Here is a 16199-nt window from a genome sequence, read left to right as displayed (position 1 = left end):
CCATGGACCAGCGTCCATGGCACGGAACGCTCCCTTCTCCGCGTCCTGCCCGTTCCGGAGCCGTCCCGCCTCGGTGAGGAGGCGGCGGGGCCGGCCCGTCAGCTGAAGCTGATCACCAGCGGGGCGTGGTCGGACCAGCGGGTGTCGTAGCTCGGCGCCCGATCGACCTGCGCGCGCGTCGCCCGAGCGGCGAGATCCGGATCGGCCAGCTGGTAGTCGATCCTCCAGCCCGAGTCGTTGTCGAAGGCCTTCCCTCGCTGCGACCACCAGGTGTAGGGGCCGGGGCCCTCGCCGACGACGCGCCGCTGCACGTCGACCCAGTCGGCGCCGTCACCGGTGCCGCCGCCCTCGGCCCGGACTGTCGGGCCGTCAGTGCCGACCAGGCGGTCGAGGTACGCGCGCTCCTCGGGCAGGAAGCCCGCGGACTTCAGGTTGCCCTTCCAGTTCTTGATGTCCCACTCGGTGTGGGCGATGTTGAGGTCGCCCGTGAGGACCACGTGCCGGCCGTCGGAGCGCAGGGCCGAGAGGCGCTCCATCATCACGTCGAGGAAGGCGTACTTGTCCGTCATGGTCTGCGGCTTCTCGGTGTTGCCCGAGTGCATGTAGCAGGAGATCACCGTGAGGGTGTGGCCGTCGCCGAGCGGATCGGCGAGGTCGGCCTCGAGCCAGCGGCCAGTGTGGGCGGGCTCGGTGAGGCCGGGCAGCCCGGCGCGCACCCCGTCGAGGTCGATGGAGCCGAGCTCGGTGCGCGCGGCGATCGCGACGCCGGCGCGGCCCTTCAGCTCGGAGGGCAGGCCGACGATCCGCCAGCCCTCCCCCACGAGGTCCGCGAGCAGCTCCTCGGGCGCCCGCACCTCCTGCAGGGTGATGACGTCCGCGGGGGTCTCGGCGAGCCAGTCGCCCATGCCCTTGCGGGCCGCGGCGCGCAGTCCGTTCACGTTGACGGTGGCGAGTGTGAATGTCATGACCGCCAGTATTCCAGCCGGGACGGACGGACAGGGACGGCCGCGACGAGAGGGCGGATGCACCCGTGCTGCGGCATGCTGCGGGCCGGGCAGCCGGGCCGATCAGCAGGGTCGTGCAGCAATCCCGATGAGGACGCCCCGCCGGATCAGCGACGGGTGACGGGGATGTCCGCACCGCCCGTGGCGCGCGTCCCGGGACCCACGACGTTCGCGAGGTGATCGTGCTCGAAGCGCGCCGTCGGACCGTGCGGATGCCGTGAGACCTCGTCGCCGACGCTCTGGGCATACGTGTCCGCGCCATGGTTGGCGAAAAGGTACTCCGAGCGTCCGTACAGCGGCACCTCGTGGCGGTGGGACGCCCGATCCAGGGGACCGGGGAGCCTCGCGCTGATCGATGGGTCGCCATCGAGGTTGGGGACCGGGTCGTCACCGACTCCGTAGGAGCCCTGGTGGTCGAAGTTGATGGTCTGCGTGCCTCGGGGCACCTGCGCGTTCTCGACGGGGCTGCCCGCGGTGACCACCGTCGAGACGTGGTAGCCGTCGCTGCCGTTGAAGTGCGGATCCGCAGCCAGGTTGGAGGCCGCGATCCCGCCCTGCGAGTGACCCACCATCGTCACGTCCGCGCCCTTCGGCACGCCGTACGCCTCCATGGCCGCACGAACGGCATCGGCTGAATCGGTGTTCCTGCCCATGAGAGCCGGCCCGTTCTGATCCCAGCCCATCGGATTGTTGGTTCCCTCGTGGAGGGGGTTGGCCGTGGCGGCCATCGGCCCCTTCGAGCCGGGCACGTAGACCACGTAGTGGTCTGCGCCGTCGGGCCCATGGATCGTCTGGACGGTGATGTTGGCGTGGTCGTCGGTGTGACGGGAGCCTGTGCTCGCGCGGCTGAGGTTCTCCAGGAGGTCCTGGGTGCTGTGCGGGTCCTTGAGCCCCTTCGGGCTGCGGTCGATGTCGTCCTCGCGCACGGGTTGGACCGTCTTGAACTCGGGCTTCACCGCGTCCCAGGCGCCTCCGACAGCGTCGGACGCCGTGTGCGCCGCCCCGCCCAGGAGGTTCCCGGCGTCGTGGAGGCGATCCTTGCCCCATCCGATCGCATCGCTCGTCCCGCTCGCCGTGGCCGTCGCCGTGAGCACGTCCGGCCAGGGATGGGGCGGCGCGGACGGATCGGCGTGCGGACCCGATCCGCCGTCGTCCGTGGACGAGGCTTGCTCCTGCTCCGTCGCCTGCTCGCCGAGCTCGCGCCCATACGTCGACAGTGCCGAGCACGCGCGTGCCCCGGCAGCCGTGACGTCGGTCGAGAATCGCCCGCGGAAGGCCTCGGCATCGGGTCCTGTCCACTCGGCGTCTGCGACGGCCGCCGAGAGCCCGCGGAGGATCTCCTCGAGCCGGACTGCGGCGTCCTTCGTGCGACTGCCCTGATCACGGACGGCCGCGGTGTCCATGCCCAGGAAACCGCTCATCAGGACATCTCCTCCGCTCGGCTTCGCGCGGGCCGTTCTCGCGCTCGGTCAGCCTCGCAGAGCGGACGGGGCGGGTCCATGGGGAGAACTCCCCATGCACCCGCCCCGTCGGAGCGTGCAGGCGGTGCGCACACCGCCTTGCCGGATCAGCTCGGCCCCGTCCTGCTCAGCCCTCCGGCGCGATCCCCGCGGACCGCTCGGCCGCCTCGACCACGTTGGTCATCAGCAGGGCGACGGTCATCGGGCCGACCCCGCCGGGGTTCGGCGAGAGGTGCCCCGCGACCTCGACGACGCCCGGTGCGACGTCGCCGTACACCTTGTACTTCCCGGTCTCGGGGATCTTCTCCCCGCGGGTGACGCCCACGTCGAGGACGGCCGCGCCCGGCTTGACGTCCTCGGCGCGCACGAGGTGCTTGACGCCCGCGGCGGCGACGATGACGTCGGCCCGGCGCAGGTGCGAGGAGAGGTCCGTGGTCCCGGTGTGGGTGAGGGTGACGGTCGCGTTGATCGCGCGGCGGGTGAGGATCAGCCCGATCGAGCGTCCGATGGTCACGCCGCGGCCCACGACCACCACATCCTTGCCCTTGAGGTCGACGTCGTGGCGCAGCAGGAGCTCGATCGCTGCGCGCGGCGTGCAGGGCAGCGGCGAGGTGATGGGCGCGTTGACGTTGAGCACCAGGCGCCCCAGGTTAGTGGGATGCAGGCCGTCGGCGTCCTTGTCGGGGTCGATGCGCTCCAGGATCGCGTCGGTGTCGAGATGGTCGGGAAGCGGCAGCTGCACGATGAAGCCGTGGCACGCGGGGTCCGCGTTCAGGCGGTCGACGACCTCCTCGACCTCCTCCTGGGTGGCGCTCGCGGGAAGCTCGATCTGGATCGAGTTCATGCCGATCGCCTCGGAGCGGCGGTGCTTCATGCCGACGTAGAGCTTGGACCCCGGGTCATCGCCCACCAGCACGGTCGCGATCCCGGGGGTGATGCCGCGTTCCTTGAGCGCGGCCACCCGCTCGGCGAGCTCCTGGGTGATCTCCTTGGCCGTGGCGCGGCCGTCGAGCGTCTGTGCGGTCATGCGGACTCCTCGCTGCATGCACGGCGGCATGCGGGCGGCACGCGGAGGTGCGTGCGGTGGCTGCTGGTGTGCGGGGCGGGCACCACGGGGCCGCCCGCGGCATCTGCTCGCGAGCGGCCCGGCGGTCTCAGTACTGCTGCAGGCCCGCGTACAGGGGCTTCTTCTCGGTGAGCGCGCGGGTGCGGGCGCGCAGCGCCTCGACGTCGGGCGCGTCCTGGAGCGCCAGGGCGATGACGTCGGCGATCTCGGTGAACTCGTCCTTGCCGAAGCCGCGGGTGGCGAGCGCCGGGGTGCCGATGCGCAGGCCGGAGGTCACGCGCGGCGGACGCGGGTCGTTCGGGACCGCGTTGCGGTTCACGGTGATGCCGACCTCGTGGAGGCGGTCCTCGGCCTGCTGGCCGTCGAGCTGGGAGTCGACGAGGTCCACGAGCACGAGGTGCACGTCGGTGCCGCCGGAGAGCACCTTGACGCCGGCCGCGGTGGCGTCGGCCGCCTGCAGTCGATCCGCGAGGATCTGCGCGCCCTCGAGGGTGCGGCGCTGGCGGTCCACGAAGTCCTCGCCCGCGGCGATCTTGAGCGCGACGGCCTTCGCGGCGATCACGTGCATGAGCGGGCCGCCCTGCTGGCCGGGGAACACGGCGGAGTCGATCTTCTTCGCCCAGTCCTGGGTCGAGAGGATCATGCCGGAGCGGGGGCCGCCGATCGTCTTGTGGATCGTGGTCGAGGTGACGTCGGCGAAGGGCACGGGGCTCGGGTGCAGGTCGGCGGCGACCAGGCCCGCGAAGTGCGCCATGTCCACCCAGAGCGACGCCCCGACCTCGTCCGCGATCGAGCGGAAGGCCTCGAAGTCCAGGTGGCGGGGGTAGGCCGACCAGCCGGCGCAGATCACCTTGGGGTGGGTCTCCAGGGCGAGCTCGCGCACCTTGTCCATGTCGATCCGGCCCGTCGCGGGATCCAGCTCGTAGGCGGCGATGTCGTAGAGGCGACCGGAGAAGTTGATCTTCATGCCGTGGGTGAGGTGGCCGCCGTGGGCGAGGGAGAGGCCCATCAGCGTGTCTCCCGCACGCGCGAGGGCGTGCATGACCGAGGCGTTCGCGGTGGCGCCGGAGTGCGGCTGGACGTTCGCGTGGTCGGCGCCGAACAGGCTCTTGGCGCGCTCGATCGCGATCTCCTCGGCGACGTCGACCTCCTCGCAGCCGCCGTAGTAGCGGCGGCCCGGGTAGCCCTCGGCGTACTTGTTGGTGAGCACCGAGCCCTGCGCCTGCAGCACGGCGCGGGGGACGAAGTTCTCCGAGGCGATCATCTCGAGCGTGCCGCGCTGGCGGTCGAGCTCCCGGTCCAGGACCCGTGCGATGTCGGGGTCGAGGTCGGCGATGGACTGGTCGAGGACGTTCACTGGGCCTCCTGGGCGGTGTCGCACGCGGGGATCGGCGACGGGTCGTGGACGGGTGCCGGGGTGCGGGGCCGGCCGTCGGGCGACGCGGGACCGCGCGTCCATCCTAGGCGCGCGGGGCCCCGCGACGCGGCGCATGTCCACTGCGGCCGCCAAGGCCCGGGAACCTCCTCAGATGTCCACTCCCCAGCGGACGGGCTCGGGCTCGAGCCGCACCCCGAACGCGTCCTCGACGCCGTCGCGCACGGCGCGGGCGAGCTCCGCGATGTCCGCCGCATGGGCGTCGCCCCGGTTGGTCAGGGCCAGCGAATGCTTCGTGGACAGGCTCGCCCGGGGGCCGACGGAGAAGCCGCGGTGGAATCCGGCATGGCTGATCAGCCATGCCGCGCTCGACTTCACGCGATCTCCCTCCGCGGGGAAGCGCGGCGCGTCCTCGGGGAGGGTCGCTGCCTGCTCCGGCGCGAGGAGGGGGTTGGTGAAGAAGCTGCCGGCGCTCCAGGTGTCGTGATCGGCGGCGTCCAGGACCATGCCCTTGGAGGCGCGGATCGCGAGGACCGCCTCACGCACGCGCGCCATCGGCACCCGGTCCCCGACCTCGACGCCCAGGTGCTGGGCGAGCTGGCCGTAGCGGATCGGCTCGGACATCTCCCCCACCCGGTGCTGGAAGCTCACCGAGAGCACCACGTACCGGCCGGTCGGGGAGGCGACGGGGCCGGCGTAGGGGGTGCGCTTGAAGACGGAGGTGCGGTAGCCGAAACCGCAGTCGGCCGCATAGAAGGTGCGCACCCTGCGATCCTCGCGGTCCCAGGTCCGCACGCGGGTGATCGTGTCGGCGACCTCCTGGCCGTAGGCGCCGACGTTCTGGATGGGCGTGGCGCCCACGCAGCCCGGGATCCCCGAGAGCGCCTCGATGCCGATCATGCCGCGGGCGACCGCGTAGGCGACCGCCCGGTCCCAGGACACTCCGGCGAAGTGCTCGGCGAGGGCTCCCCCGCAGCTGGGCTCGAGAGGGGTGAGCTCCGCGGGGTCGGCGGGCGTCGCGTCCGGTTCGCCCGACGGGACGATGTCGCAGGTCGCGTCGAGGACGGGTGGCTGCTCGGGGTCGCGCAGCAGCACCACGGTGCCGTCGAAGGGCTCGTCCGACGGCAGGAAGTTCGAGCCGCCGCCGAGCACGAGCAGGGTCTCCCCCGCGTCGTCGGCCGCGCGGACCGCGTCGATGACCTCCTGGTCGGTGCGCGCCTCGACGAGCGTGCGGATGCGCCCGCCCACGCGCAGCGTGGTGAGCTCGGAGAGGTTCACGCCGTCGGCTCCGAGCCGGCGGCCGCGGTCCCGCCGTCCGCGGAGCGCGGTGCCAGGGCGACGGTCGCACGGGCGCGGCCGAGCACCTTCGCACCGCCGGCCTCCGCGGTGACGTCGAGCTCCGCCGTGCCGGCCTCCGCGTCGACTCCGCGCACGGTGACGACCACGCTCAGGGTCGTCGGTTCGAGCGCGGGCACCTCGACGGGCTTGGTGAAGCGGGTCGCGCACGCGCGCACCGCGGTGGGGTCGCCGACGACGTCCAGCACGGCGCTCATCGCCGTGCCCATCGTCAGCATGCCGTGGGCGATGACCCCGGGGAGGCCCACCTGCGTCGCGAAGGCGTCGTTGTAGTGGATGGGGTTGAAGTCGCCCGAGGCGCCCGCGTAGCGCACCAGGGTGTCGCGCGAGATCGGGTACTCGCGTCGCGCGAGCTCCTGGCCCTTGGCCAGGTCATCGAGGCGCAGCGCGGGGCCCGCGGCGCCCCCGCGCGTTGCACTCGGGGAGCTGGAGGTGCTGGAGGTGCTGGAGGTGCTGGTCATGGCGTTCCTTCCTGCGCTCACTCGCCGCGCACGACGATGACGGACCGGACGGCGGCGACGGCGCTGCCGCCCTCGTCGGCCACGTCCACGCGGGTGGTGATCATGGAGTGCCCGCCCGCGGCGCGGACCGACTCGACGGTGAGGGTGGGGATCAGGCGGTCGCCCGCGACCACGGGACGGTGGAGCTCGAAGCCCTCCTCGCCGTGGACGACGCGCGAGAAGTCGATGCCCGCCTCGGGGTCCTCGATGTAGGCGGTCTCGGCGGACTGCGCCAGGGAGACCAGGAACGTCGGCGTCGCCACGACGCCGGCGAATCCCGCGGCACGGGCGGCGGCATCATCGGTGTGCACCGGGTCGATGGCGCCCGTGGCCCGCGCGAGCTCGGCGATCTTCGCGCCGGAGACGACGTGGACGGGGCCGCTGGGATAGGTGCGGCCGGCGAAGGCCGGGTCCGGCGTGGATGTCATCGGTGCACTCCTGGAAGGGCGGACGGGACGGACGGGATCGTCAGGGCTGAGGGGCCCGACGGGAACTGCGGAACCATCCTGCCACTGTCCCGCGTCCACCCCCGGACATGACGAGAGCCACCCGGCAGCGCCGGGTGGCTCTCGTCATGAAGCGTGCGTCGCACGCGGACCGTTCAGCGGGTCTCGCGGTGCGCGGTCTGCTTGCCGCAGGTGGGGCAGAACTTCGACAGCTCGAGACGGTCGGGGGTGTTCCGACGGTTCTTCTTGGTGATGTAGTTCCGCGCCTTGCACTCGGTGCAGGCCATGGTGATCTTGGGACGCACGTCCGAGCTCTTGCTCGCCATGGTTCGCCTCTTTCTCCAAGGCGCGTCTGCCGCGCCACGTGGTCCCCGCGATGGGGGCTGCGTTCGTGCACTCCGGCGGGGCCGGCGTGGTACCGAGGGCGGGGATCGAACCCGCGACCTCACGATTATGAGTCGTGCGCTCTGACCGTCTGAGCTACCCCGGCGCGATCGATGGAACGGCCCGATCTCTTCCGAGACCGGGCCGACCATCCATCAGAGCCCTGAAAGGGAATCGAACCCTTGACCTTCTCCTTACCATGGAGATGCTCTGCCGACTGAGCTATCAGGGCAAGCCCCGAGAACCTTACCGGCGGCCCGCTCGGCGAGCAAACCGCTGGTGGAACTCGGTGCCTGGAATCACACGGTGGTGATCCTCGGCGTGGCAGGTGAGGGATTCGAACCCCCGAAGGCAATGCCAGCTGATTTACAGTCAGATCCCTTTGGCCGCTTGGGTAACCTGCCGAGTCCGATCCATGTGCGGAAGAGAGCCTCTCGACCTCGTCCGCTCGTGGACCTGGACTAGCATACTGGGCGCGCAGGAGCAGGGCCAACCAGATGGGCCCTCACCGTGCATGACGCTCCTCACAGCGTTCTGACCAGCAGTTACATCGACCCATCCCCGCAGGAGGACAGCAGATGGCCGATTCGTCGTTCGACATCGTCAGCAAGCTCGATCGCCAGGAGGTGGACAACGCCGTCAACCAGGCGGCGAAGGAGGTCTCCCAGCGCTACGACTTCCGCGGCACCGACGCCTCCGTGGCACTCAGCGGGGAGCAGATCGTCATGACCGCCAACGCCGACGAGCGCGTGCGCGCGGTGCTGGACGTGCTGCAGACCAAGCTGCTGCGACGCGGCCTCTCCCTGAAGAGCATCGAGGTGGGCGAGCCCGTCCAGTCCGGGAAGACCGTGCGCCTGGTCGCCGATCTCAAGGAGGGCATCAGCTCGGAGCAGGCCAAGAAGATCTCCAAGATCATCCGCGACGAGGGACCCAAGGGCGTGAAGGCGCAGATCCAGGGCGACGAGCTGCGGGTCTCCTCGAAGAAGCGCGACGACCTGCAGGCCGTCATCGCCCTGCTCAAGGGCGAGGACCTCGACGTCGCGCTCCAGTTCGTCAACTACCGCTGACAGCCACGTGGCGGAAGGGCCCGGGCGCAGCGGCCGCGCCCGATCGACCTTCCGCACATGCACGAGAACCCCCGGTCATCTGACCGGGGGTTCTCGTCGTCTCCGTGGAGGGTGAGGGGCTGCGATGCCCGTGCTCACCTGCTCCTCGGGGCTCAGGCGTTCGAGTTCGAGGTCTGGTCCTGCTCATCGGCCTGGTCCGAGAGGCTGTCGCCGTGGGTCTTGAACAGCTCCGCGATGTTCGAGACATCGCTCGACTGGAAGTTGCGCCAGTCGTCCTTGAAGGTGTCCGCGTCCGGCCCCTTCCAGTCGATGCCCTGGACGGTCCCGTCGACGTCGGCGAAGGCCTGCTTGATCTTCTCGCCGGCCTGGGTCACCTCCTTGGCGACGTCGCGTGCCTGATCCGGATCCATTCCCTTGAAAGACATGTTTCTCCCCTGTTCCCGACCGCTCTCACGGCCCGTGCTCTGTGGTGGATTCTGTGATGGGTGATGTGCTGGGAGCGCGCCGGGCGCTCATGCCGATCCCCGGGATCAGCGCGACGACGCCGTCGTCTGCTCCTTGGCGTTCTTCTCGGCCGACTCCGCGAAGTCCTCGGCCTTCTGCTTGAGCTGCTTCACCTTGTCCGCGAGGTCCTCGAACTCCGAGATGTAGTCGTCGTGGTCCTCACCGGTCCAGTCGAGCTCGTCGACCTTGCCCTTGACGTCGTCGAAGGCCGCCTGTGCGTCCTCGCCCGCATCGCGGATGCTCTGCGCCATCTGCTTGACGGCCTCAGGATCCATACCCTTCTTCTCAGCCATGTCCACTCCTCGTGTCGCTGTGTTCTTCGGTCGCACCGCGGAGAGTCGATGAGGCGGCCGATCCCGTTCCGTTCATCCCTGTTCTCCAGGTGATGTGACAACCGTATGCAGGCCCTCACGGATTGGCGATGGGGAGAAGTACCCATGCCCGCCCCGCGCCCTCATCCGAGCCCACCCTCCGACCATCACCGCAGGTCGCAGCGGCCTTTCATGACCCCTCCCCATGAGGCCGCCATCCACAATGCTCACCCGGGCGTCCCTCCTGGGGTCTCCGCCGGCCCGTCGGCGCAGGTCCGTCGACCCACGGGCGCGGGGCCCTCGACCCGCCGACGCGGGGCCGTCACCGGATCAGCGGCCGGCTCAGACGACCGGCCGCACGGAATCCTGGATCCGCCGCAGCACGGCGATCTGGGCATCGGCATCCTCAGCGCCGCAGCTCGCGACGACCTCGAGGATGTCGGCGGAGTGGGCCGAGCGCGGCACCATCGTGTACCGCGCCGCCTGGACGACCGTGCGCTGACCGGGCTGGGTGTAGCCGTACTCGCTCGCGAGCCAGGCCACCCCGTCGATCTCGAGCTCGCCCGTGTCGATCTCCTCGAGCTGCGGGAGCGCCGCCTTGCGCGCCTCGAGGCTCTCGCGCACGCTCTGCATGGGCGTCGCGGCCGGGCAGCGCTGCACGGTCAGCACGACATTGGCCCGGAAGCTGCCCTCGCGGCGCGGTGCGGCGGCAGCCATCTGCACGCCGGGGACCGAGAGGGTCTCCCAGTCCTCCGGAACCTCGAGACGGAAGCCGACCGGCGGAGGGAACTCCTCGCTGGGGTAGGCGATCTGCACCGTCATTGCCGCTCCGTCCGTCCGTGCCGGGAAGATCCCGGCGAATCTATCAGGGCCCCTCGCGGTGCAGACCCGGGTGCGGAGCCCCTGTCGGGAACGGGCACTGCACCCCGTCGGCCGCACGCGGGCGGCGTGGGACGCACGAGCGGGCCCGGACCCCGAACGATCGTCCTGGGGGCCCGGGCCCGCTCACGCGCCCCGTCGGCGCCGGCCGCAGGGCCGAGGGCTGCCGAGCACCATCGCCGCGCGTCAGTGCGAGGAGACGGTCGTCTGCTCGCTCGCGTTGGACTCGGCAGTGGCACCGAGCTGCTCGACGGCCGTCCGGATGCTCTTCAGCGCCGGCACCATCTCGGACTCCCAGCTGCCGCGGAAGTCATCGGCGTCCGGGCCGGTCCAGTCGACCTCCTCGAGACCCGTGGTGAGGTCGCTCTGCATGGTGGTGATGTCCTCGGCCGCGCTGTTCAGCTGCTTGGCCATCTTCAGCACCTGATCGACGTCCATGCCCTTCTCGGTCATGGCTCCTCCTCCTCGTGTTCTCGAGCCTCCCGGGCCCTCCGGTCACCGCGGCAGTGCGTGTGCCCACCGGGCCCGACGACGGCTCTCCGTGCTCCTTCGGCCACTGTAGGGAGTGCTCGGCGGATCCGACATGGGGACAAGTACCCATGTGGACGACGGGCCCCTGGGGAGGACCCGCTCCGTCACTCCGTGATCTGGGCGACCTGGAGCTTCGAGGCGCGGCCCGAGGCGACGAGGAACCCGCGACCGGGCGGGAAGTCGGCACGGCGGAAGCGGCCCAGCGGGGTGCCCAGCAGCGAATCGCCGTCCATGTCCGAGGGCTGCAGCAGGAGTCCGCGGCGACCGGCCTTGAAGGGCTGGGCGAGGGTGTACGCCTGGTTCCAGGTCGAGTTCTCGTTCTCTCCGATCACGAACTGGCCCTCGCGCACGCACGAGCGCACCAGCGCGTCGAGTTCCTTCTCCGTGCCGCTGCCCGTGAAGTCCGCGATCCCGTCGAGGATCAGCGTGAGCCGCCCCTCCCCCAGGTTCCCCGACTCGAGGGTCTGGCGCAGCTGCCCGGCGAGCTCCTTGACCGTCTCGGCGTCCGAGGCCTCGACGTCCCACAGGTCCAGGCCGGTCAGCGGCGTGCGGCGCGCGGAGAACCGCACCAGGCGCATGCCCTGCGGGAGCGCCTTGAGGTTCGTGGCGATGGTGCGCACCGCGGTGGTGCGGCCGGAGCTGCCGGGGCCGGTGACCATGAAGGCGCCGCGCGGCTCGATCGTGATCGCCTCGAGGTCCTCGTCGCCGACGCCGATCACGGGCCGGCCGTCCACCACGGGCCGCAGGCGCGAGAGCTCCACCCGCTCGGGGAGGGACTCGACGCCGGGTGCGGGATCGACGCCCGCGCGCCGCATGGCCTTCGCGAGCTCGCCGACCTCCCGCGCCTGGATCGCCACGTTCGCGTCGCCGCCGTGCACGGCGATCTGCGCCTCGTGGCCGTCGAGGATCGCGCGTCCGGGCGGGGAGGCGCCGTCGAGCACGTCCCGGGCCACGCCGAAGTTCATGTAGTCGTCGATCGAGGCCATGCGGTGGATCAGCCGGCGCTGGATCGAGGACCCCAGGGAGGTCGGCACGGCGTTCGGGCGGTCGCCCGTGACGATCACGTGGATGCCCACCTGGCGTCCGTCGGTCGCGATCTGCACGAAGGTCGTGAACCACTTGGAGAGGTTCGAGAAGTCGTAGGCCTCGCGGAAGGCCGCCATGCCGTCGACCAGGAGCAGGATGCGCGGGGCCCCGGAGTCCCCGGACAGCTCCCGGTACTCGGCGATCGAGCCCGCGCGCACCGCGGCGAACTTCTTCGCGCGCTCGTCGATCAGACCGCGCAGCGTCCGCAGCAGCCGGATCACGCGCTCCTCGTCGTCGCCCGAGATGATCGCGCCCACGTGCGGGAGCTCCTCGAGCATCTGCAGGCCGGAGGCGCCGAAGTCGATCCCGTAGACGTGCACGGGGCCGCCCCGGGCGGTCGCGCTCGCCGCCGAGATCGCGATCGTGCGCAGGGTCGTCGACTTGCCCGAGCCGCCCGTGCCGTAGATCGCCATGTTGCCGTCGCGGTCGGGCACGTAGGAGACCGTGGGCTGGGACTGGTCCTCCGGCGTGTCCATGACCCCCAGCAGGAGGTCCTCGTCGGTGCGGCGGCTGGGCAGCAGAGAGAGGTCGTAGGCGGGGGCGAGCTCGGACAGCCACGGCTTGCGGGGCTCGGGGACCCCGGCCTCGTCGGCGGCGCGTCCGATGGTGCGCACCATGCGGGAGATGTCGTTGGGGCCCAGCTCGCTGCGTGCGGGGGACGGCGGGCTCGGGACGTCCCAGATGTCGCCGGTGCCGAACTCCCGCTCGACGATGTCGATGCGCGCGCGCTCGGGCTCGTCGGTCGTCCATCCGCCCGCGTACCCGGTCTGGAAGGTCGCGATGCGGCCCGGGCCGGTCTTCGCGGCGGCGCGTCCGGGGATGCCGGGATCGAAGTGGGCGGCCATGGCATCGCCCAGGATGTCCTTCGAGTCTGCCTCGTCGGCCATCCGCAGCGCGATGCGCAGGTTCGTGTTCGCGCGCAGGTTGTCCTTGATGACGCCCGCCGGGCGCTGGGTCGCGAGGATCAGGTGCAGGCCGAGGGAGCGGCCGCGGGCGGCTACGTCCACGACCCCGTCGACGAACTCCGGGACCTCCTTCGCGAGCGCGGCGAACTCGTCGACGATGATGATCAGGCTCGGGGGCGCCTCGGGGTCCCCGGTGCGCTCGAGCGAGACGAGGTCCTTGGCCTTCTTGCGGTTCAGCAGGTGCTCGCGATTGTGCAGCTCGGCGCGCAGGGACGTCAGCGCGCGGCGCACCAGGTGCGGGGACAGGTCGGTGACCATGCCCACGGCGTGCGGGAGCTCGATGCAGTCGGCGAAGGCGGAGCCGCCCTTGTAGTCGACGAACAGGAAGGTCACGCGGTCGGGCGAGTGGGCGGTCGCCATGCCCATCACCCAGGCCTGGAGGAACTCGGACTTGCCGGCGCCCGTGGTGCCGCCCACCAGGGCGTGCGGGCCGTGGGTGCGCAGGTCGAGGTGGTAGGCGTCCTGGCCGTCGTGGCCGATGAGTCCCCGCAGGTTCGCGTCGTGCTTGCGCGGGACCGGCGGCGCCCCGTCGCGCGGGGTCAGCGAGCCGGTCTCCTTCCAGTGCTCGATGACCGCGCCGGGCTCCTCGGCGAGCTCCGTCCCGGCCAGGGTGAGATAGGAGATGGCGCGCGGGAGGTCGGAGTCGTCGTCCACCGGGACGCCCGCGTCGACCACCGGGGAGAGGTGCCGGGCCACGCCCGCGGCGACGTCGAGGCCGACGGTCTCCACGCTCACGGGGTAGTAGCGCTCGCCGCGGCGCACGATGCCGGCGTTCGCCCCCTCCACGCCGTCCTCGCTCGAGAGGTAGGTGCGGCAGGCCGCGGGCAGGGCCGCGACCGTCGCCGCGCACCAGATCACGAAGACGCCCACGTCGGGCCCGCGCTCGGCGATGCGCACCAGGCGGGCGCGGTCCACGGGGGCGTCGTCCTCGACGACGAGCACGAGGTTCGGGGTGACCGGGTCGGGAGCGGGCACGGGATCGGCGGAGACGGGGGCGCGCACCGCGCGGCGCAGCTGCGCCGGCGCTCCCTCGGAGCGCTCCTCGATGAGCTCCTCGATGCGCGAGACCAGGGAGATCCCGCTGAGCGCGCCGTCGGCCAGATGGTCTCCGTCCAGCGGCGAATGGGGGCTCGACGTGTGCGGGAGCCACTTCAGCCAGTCCCAGAGGGCGCGCGAGGAGCGCGAGGTGATCGCGGCGATCGCGAGGTCCGTGGGCGAGTGCAGGGCGAACAGCTGGGTGATCAGGCCGCGGGCGACGGCGTCGGCCTGCTCCCCTCCCCCGGCGACGCCGATCCCGCCGGACTCCCGCAGGTCGCCGACGATCGGCACCCCCGCGATCATCCTGTACTCCTCGTGCATGTCGTCGAGCTGATCCCAGTACTGGGCGATCGCGTTGTTCTCACCGGGCATCGGGATGCCGACGCGGGACTCGGCGACGCCGAGGCCCAGGCGCACGGTCGTGAAGGCCTCGTGCTCGGGCCTGTGGGTCCACAGCAGGCGGCCGAGCCGGTGGGCGGAGTCCACCGCGTCCGCCGTCGAGGGGGTCTCCACGAGCCGCACCGCGCGCTCCAGGTCCTGGGCGGCGGTGACGCGGCGCTTGAGGGATGCCAGCGACTCCTCGAAGTTCTTGATCTGCCGCTCGAGCTGCTTGCGCGACTGGTACTTGCGGTTGAGGTACCCGGCGGTCGCCATCATCGGCATCATCAGCACGAAGATCAGCGAGTAGGGGCTGCGCGTGACCGCGAACATGAGGCCGCCCATGAGCAGCGGCGCGAACATCATGAAGATCGGGAAGAACTGCGGCTGGGGCTCGCGCGGCGGCTGCGGCGGCGTCATCTCGCGGTACTCGAAGCGCGGCACCACGCGGGGGGAGCGGTTGAACTCGACGACCGGGGAGTTCGGGGCGCTGCCGCCGGCGCGGTGCAGCATGATCACGGAGAACGTGGTGCCGCCGACCTCGACCGTGTCGGCTGGGCCCACGACGGCACGGCCCACGCGCTCCCCGCCGATCTCCACGCCGTTGGCCGAGCGCAGGTCCACGATCTCCACGGCGTCGGCGACGTTGATGCGGGCATGGCGCTTGGAGAGCATCGGGTCGGCGATGCGGATGTCCACGTCGCCCTCGCGTCCGATCACGCTCGAGCCGCTGGGCAGGGGGAACTCGCGTCCCTCCTCGGGCCCCGAGAGCACGCGCAGCAGAGCGACGGCGGCGCCGCGCGATTCGGCGCGCGTGGCGTACTCCGTGGAGGATCGGGCGATGGAGACCACGGAGCCGGAGCGCAGACCGGCGGAGATCAGGTCGATGCCGCGGTCCAGGGAACGCACGCCGGCCGCGCCGGGGCCCGCCCCGGCGTCCTGCACCTGCAGGGTCAGTCCCTCGGGCGCCTCCGTGGAGCCGCGCAGGGGGTCCCCCAGGTAGAGGGCGCCGGCGACGTCGGCGACGGTGGCCGTGGCGTCGGCGGTGACCTCGAGGTCCGTCATCCGGTCCTCGGGTCGACGCAGCGTGAGCTTGATGCGCATGCGGTGGTGTCCTCGTCAGTCCTCGTCGGCGTCGGCGGCGGCCTTGTCCAGCAGCGGCAGGTCCTCGGCGGTGACCAGTCGGGTGAACACGGCGTGCTCGACGAGCCGCGCCCGCCGGTTGCTCGCGAGCTTGCCCGGCCCGCCCCGCAGCCCGCGCACGCCCATCCGATCGAGCTTGTCGCAGACGTTGTCGAGCTTGCGGTTGAACTTGGTGCGCGGCCAGCCCAGACGCTCCGCGGCCTGGGCGGACGTGGGCACCGCGCTCATGCCGCTGCCCTCGCGCACGAGCATGGGCTCGGCGAGGGCGAGGATCAGCTGCTTCTGGCTCTCGGTGAGCTGCACGGAGCCGACGGTGGTCTCGCCGACCGGGTCCTCCGGGGACGGCGAGCGCTCGAACTCCGGGGTCTCGGTGTGCACGTCCAGCTCATAGGTCGTCGGCCCCGCCGTGAAGACCACCTTGGTGACGTCGAAGACCAGCGGCAGGCGCGCACCGGGCGCGAGCCACGCCTGCAGCGCGCCCGCGGAGTCGGTGATGGTCGCGGAGAGCCGCGAGCCCACGTTCGAGAGCCACCACAGGGAGTCCACCTGCGAGATCGTGAGGAATCGGCGATGGAGGTACGGGTTGTCCTCGTCGACGACGAGATCGGCCTCGCGGCCGATGCTCAGCTCGCCGCCCTCCTCCGCGCGGTACCACTCACCGCAGAACTCGACCGAGATCGACGCTGCCATGCTCCTGCCTCCCTCT

The 16199-nt window shown here is 71.4% G+C and carries 15 protein-coding genes and 3 tRNA genes; 1 reads left to right on the top strand and 17 read right to left on the bottom strand.

The annotated features are described in order from the left end of the window. Nucleotides 1-98 precede the first annotated feature (98 nt). The 11 genes from ACFQ53_RS14935 to ACFQ53_RS14885 all read right to left on the bottom strand — a co-directional run bounded on the left by ACFQ53_RS14935 (nt 99) and on the right by ACFQ53_RS14885 (nt 7995). A complete protein-coding gene (locus ACFQ53_RS14935; RefSeq protein ID WP_377861009.1) occupies nt 99-965 on the bottom strand; it encodes an exodeoxyribonuclease III in 867 nt (288 codons plus the stop codon). A gap of 146 nt (nt 966-1111) precedes the next feature. Continuing rightward, nucleotides 1112-2425, bottom strand: a complete 1314-nt coding sequence (locus ACFQ53_RS14930; RefSeq protein ID WP_377861007.1) for a hypothetical protein — start codon at nt 2423-2425, stop codon at nt 1112-1114. 166 nt (nt 2426-2591) lie between these two features. Then, nucleotides 2592-3491 carry a bifunctional methylenetetrahydrofolate dehydrogenase/methenyltetrahydrofolate cyclohydrolase gene (locus tag ACFQ53_RS14925; protein ID WP_377861005.1) on the bottom strand — a complete coding sequence of 300 codons (900 nt, stop codon included), beginning with the start codon at nt 3489-3491 and terminating at the stop codon, nt 2592-2594. 127 nt (nt 3492-3618) lie between these two features. After that, on the bottom strand, nt 3619-4887 hold the full coding sequence (gene glyA, locus ACFQ53_RS14920; protein ID WP_377861003.1) for a serine hydroxymethyltransferase: 1269 nt from the start codon (nt 4885-4887) through the stop codon (nt 3619-3621). A 168-nt stretch (nt 4888-5055) separates the two neighbouring features. Further along, nucleotides 5056-6183 (bottom strand): UDP-N-acetylmuramate dehydrogenase, encoded by a 1128-nt coding sequence (locus ACFQ53_RS14915; protein WP_377861001.1) that lies wholly within the window; start codon nt 6181-6183, stop codon nt 5056-5058. Beyond that, nucleotides 6180-6722: a MaoC/PaaZ C-terminal domain-containing protein gene (locus ACFQ53_RS14910; protein ID WP_377860999.1), complete on the bottom strand. Its 543-nt coding sequence runs from the start codon at nt 6720-6722 to the stop codon at nt 6180-6182. Before ACFQ53_RS14910 ends, ACFQ53_RS14915 begins: the two co-directional genes overlap by 4 nt. Before the next feature lie 17 nt (nt 6723-6739). Further along, nucleotides 6740-7189, bottom strand: coding sequence for a MaoC family dehydratase N-terminal domain-containing protein (locus ACFQ53_RS14905; protein WP_377860998.1), 450 nt, complete (start codon nt 7187-7189; stop codon nt 6740-6742). Between the two features lie 173 nt (nt 7190-7362). Then, on the bottom strand, nt 7363-7533 hold the full coding sequence (gene rpmG / locus ACFQ53_RS14900; protein ID WP_017823818.1) for a 50S ribosomal protein L33: 171 nt from the start codon (nt 7531-7533) through the stop codon (nt 7363-7365). 87 nt (nt 7534-7620) lie between these two features. Beyond that, nucleotides 7621-7697, bottom strand: a tRNA-Met gene (locus ACFQ53_RS14895). A 53-nt stretch (nt 7698-7750) separates the two neighbouring features. Then, nucleotides 7751-7823 (bottom strand) — tRNA-Thr (locus tag ACFQ53_RS14890). Nucleotides 7824-7913: 90 nt separating this feature from the next. Further along, nucleotides 7914-7995 (bottom strand) — tRNA-Tyr (locus ACFQ53_RS14885). Between the two features lie 174 nt (nt 7996-8169). Here ACFQ53_RS14885 and ACFQ53_RS14880 point away from each other — a divergent pair. Further along, nucleotides 8170-8658, top strand: coding sequence for a YajQ family cyclic di-GMP-binding protein (locus ACFQ53_RS14880; RefSeq protein WP_249479176.1), 489 nt, complete (start codon nt 8170-8172; stop codon nt 8656-8658). Between the two features lie 152 nt (nt 8659-8810). Here ACFQ53_RS14880 and ACFQ53_RS14875 read toward each other — a convergent pair whose 3' ends face one another. From ACFQ53_RS14875 to ACFQ53_RS14850, 6 genes are all read right to left on the bottom strand, one after another. Then, complete coding sequence (locus ACFQ53_RS14875) at nt 8811-9083, bottom strand: WXG100 family type VII secretion target (protein ID WP_249479175.1); 273 nt, start codon at nt 9081-9083, stop codon at nt 8811-8813. 105 nt (nt 9084-9188) lie between these two features. Continuing rightward, nucleotides 9189-9455: a WXG100 family type VII secretion target gene (locus ACFQ53_RS14870; protein WP_249479174.1), complete on the bottom strand. Its 267-nt coding sequence runs from the start codon at nt 9453-9455 to the stop codon at nt 9189-9191. Between the two features lie 360 nt (nt 9456-9815). Beyond that, complete coding sequence (locus tag ACFQ53_RS14865) at nt 9816-10295, bottom strand: hypothetical protein (RefSeq protein WP_377860995.1); 480 nt, start codon at nt 10293-10295, stop codon at nt 9816-9818. Nucleotides 10296-10538: 243 nt separating this feature from the next. Next, nucleotides 10539-10805 carry a WXG100 family type VII secretion target gene (locus tag ACFQ53_RS14860; RefSeq protein ID WP_249479172.1) on the bottom strand — a complete coding sequence of 89 codons (267 nt, stop codon included), beginning with the start codon at nt 10803-10805 and terminating at the stop codon, nt 10539-10541. 182 nt (nt 10806-10987) lie between these two features. Further along, complete coding sequence (locus tag ACFQ53_RS14855) at nt 10988-15454, bottom strand: FtsK/SpoIIIE domain-containing protein (RefSeq protein ID WP_377860992.1); 4467 nt, start codon at nt 15452-15454, stop codon at nt 10988-10990. A gap of 15 nt (nt 15455-15469) precedes the next feature. Then, complete coding sequence (locus ACFQ53_RS14850; RefSeq protein ID WP_249479170.1) at nt 15470-16183, bottom strand: hypothetical protein; 714 nt, start codon at nt 16181-16183, stop codon at nt 15470-15472. Nucleotides 16184-16199: the final 16 nt, after the last annotated feature.

Source organism: Brachybacterium sp. NPDC056505 (assembly GCF_042794925.1).
Lineage (GTDB): Bacteria > Actinomycetota > Actinomycetes > Actinomycetales > Dermabacteraceae > Brachybacterium > Brachybacterium kimchii.
Note: the sequence above shows the minus strand (reverse complement) of the source record. Positions and strands in the feature narration are given on the sequence as shown.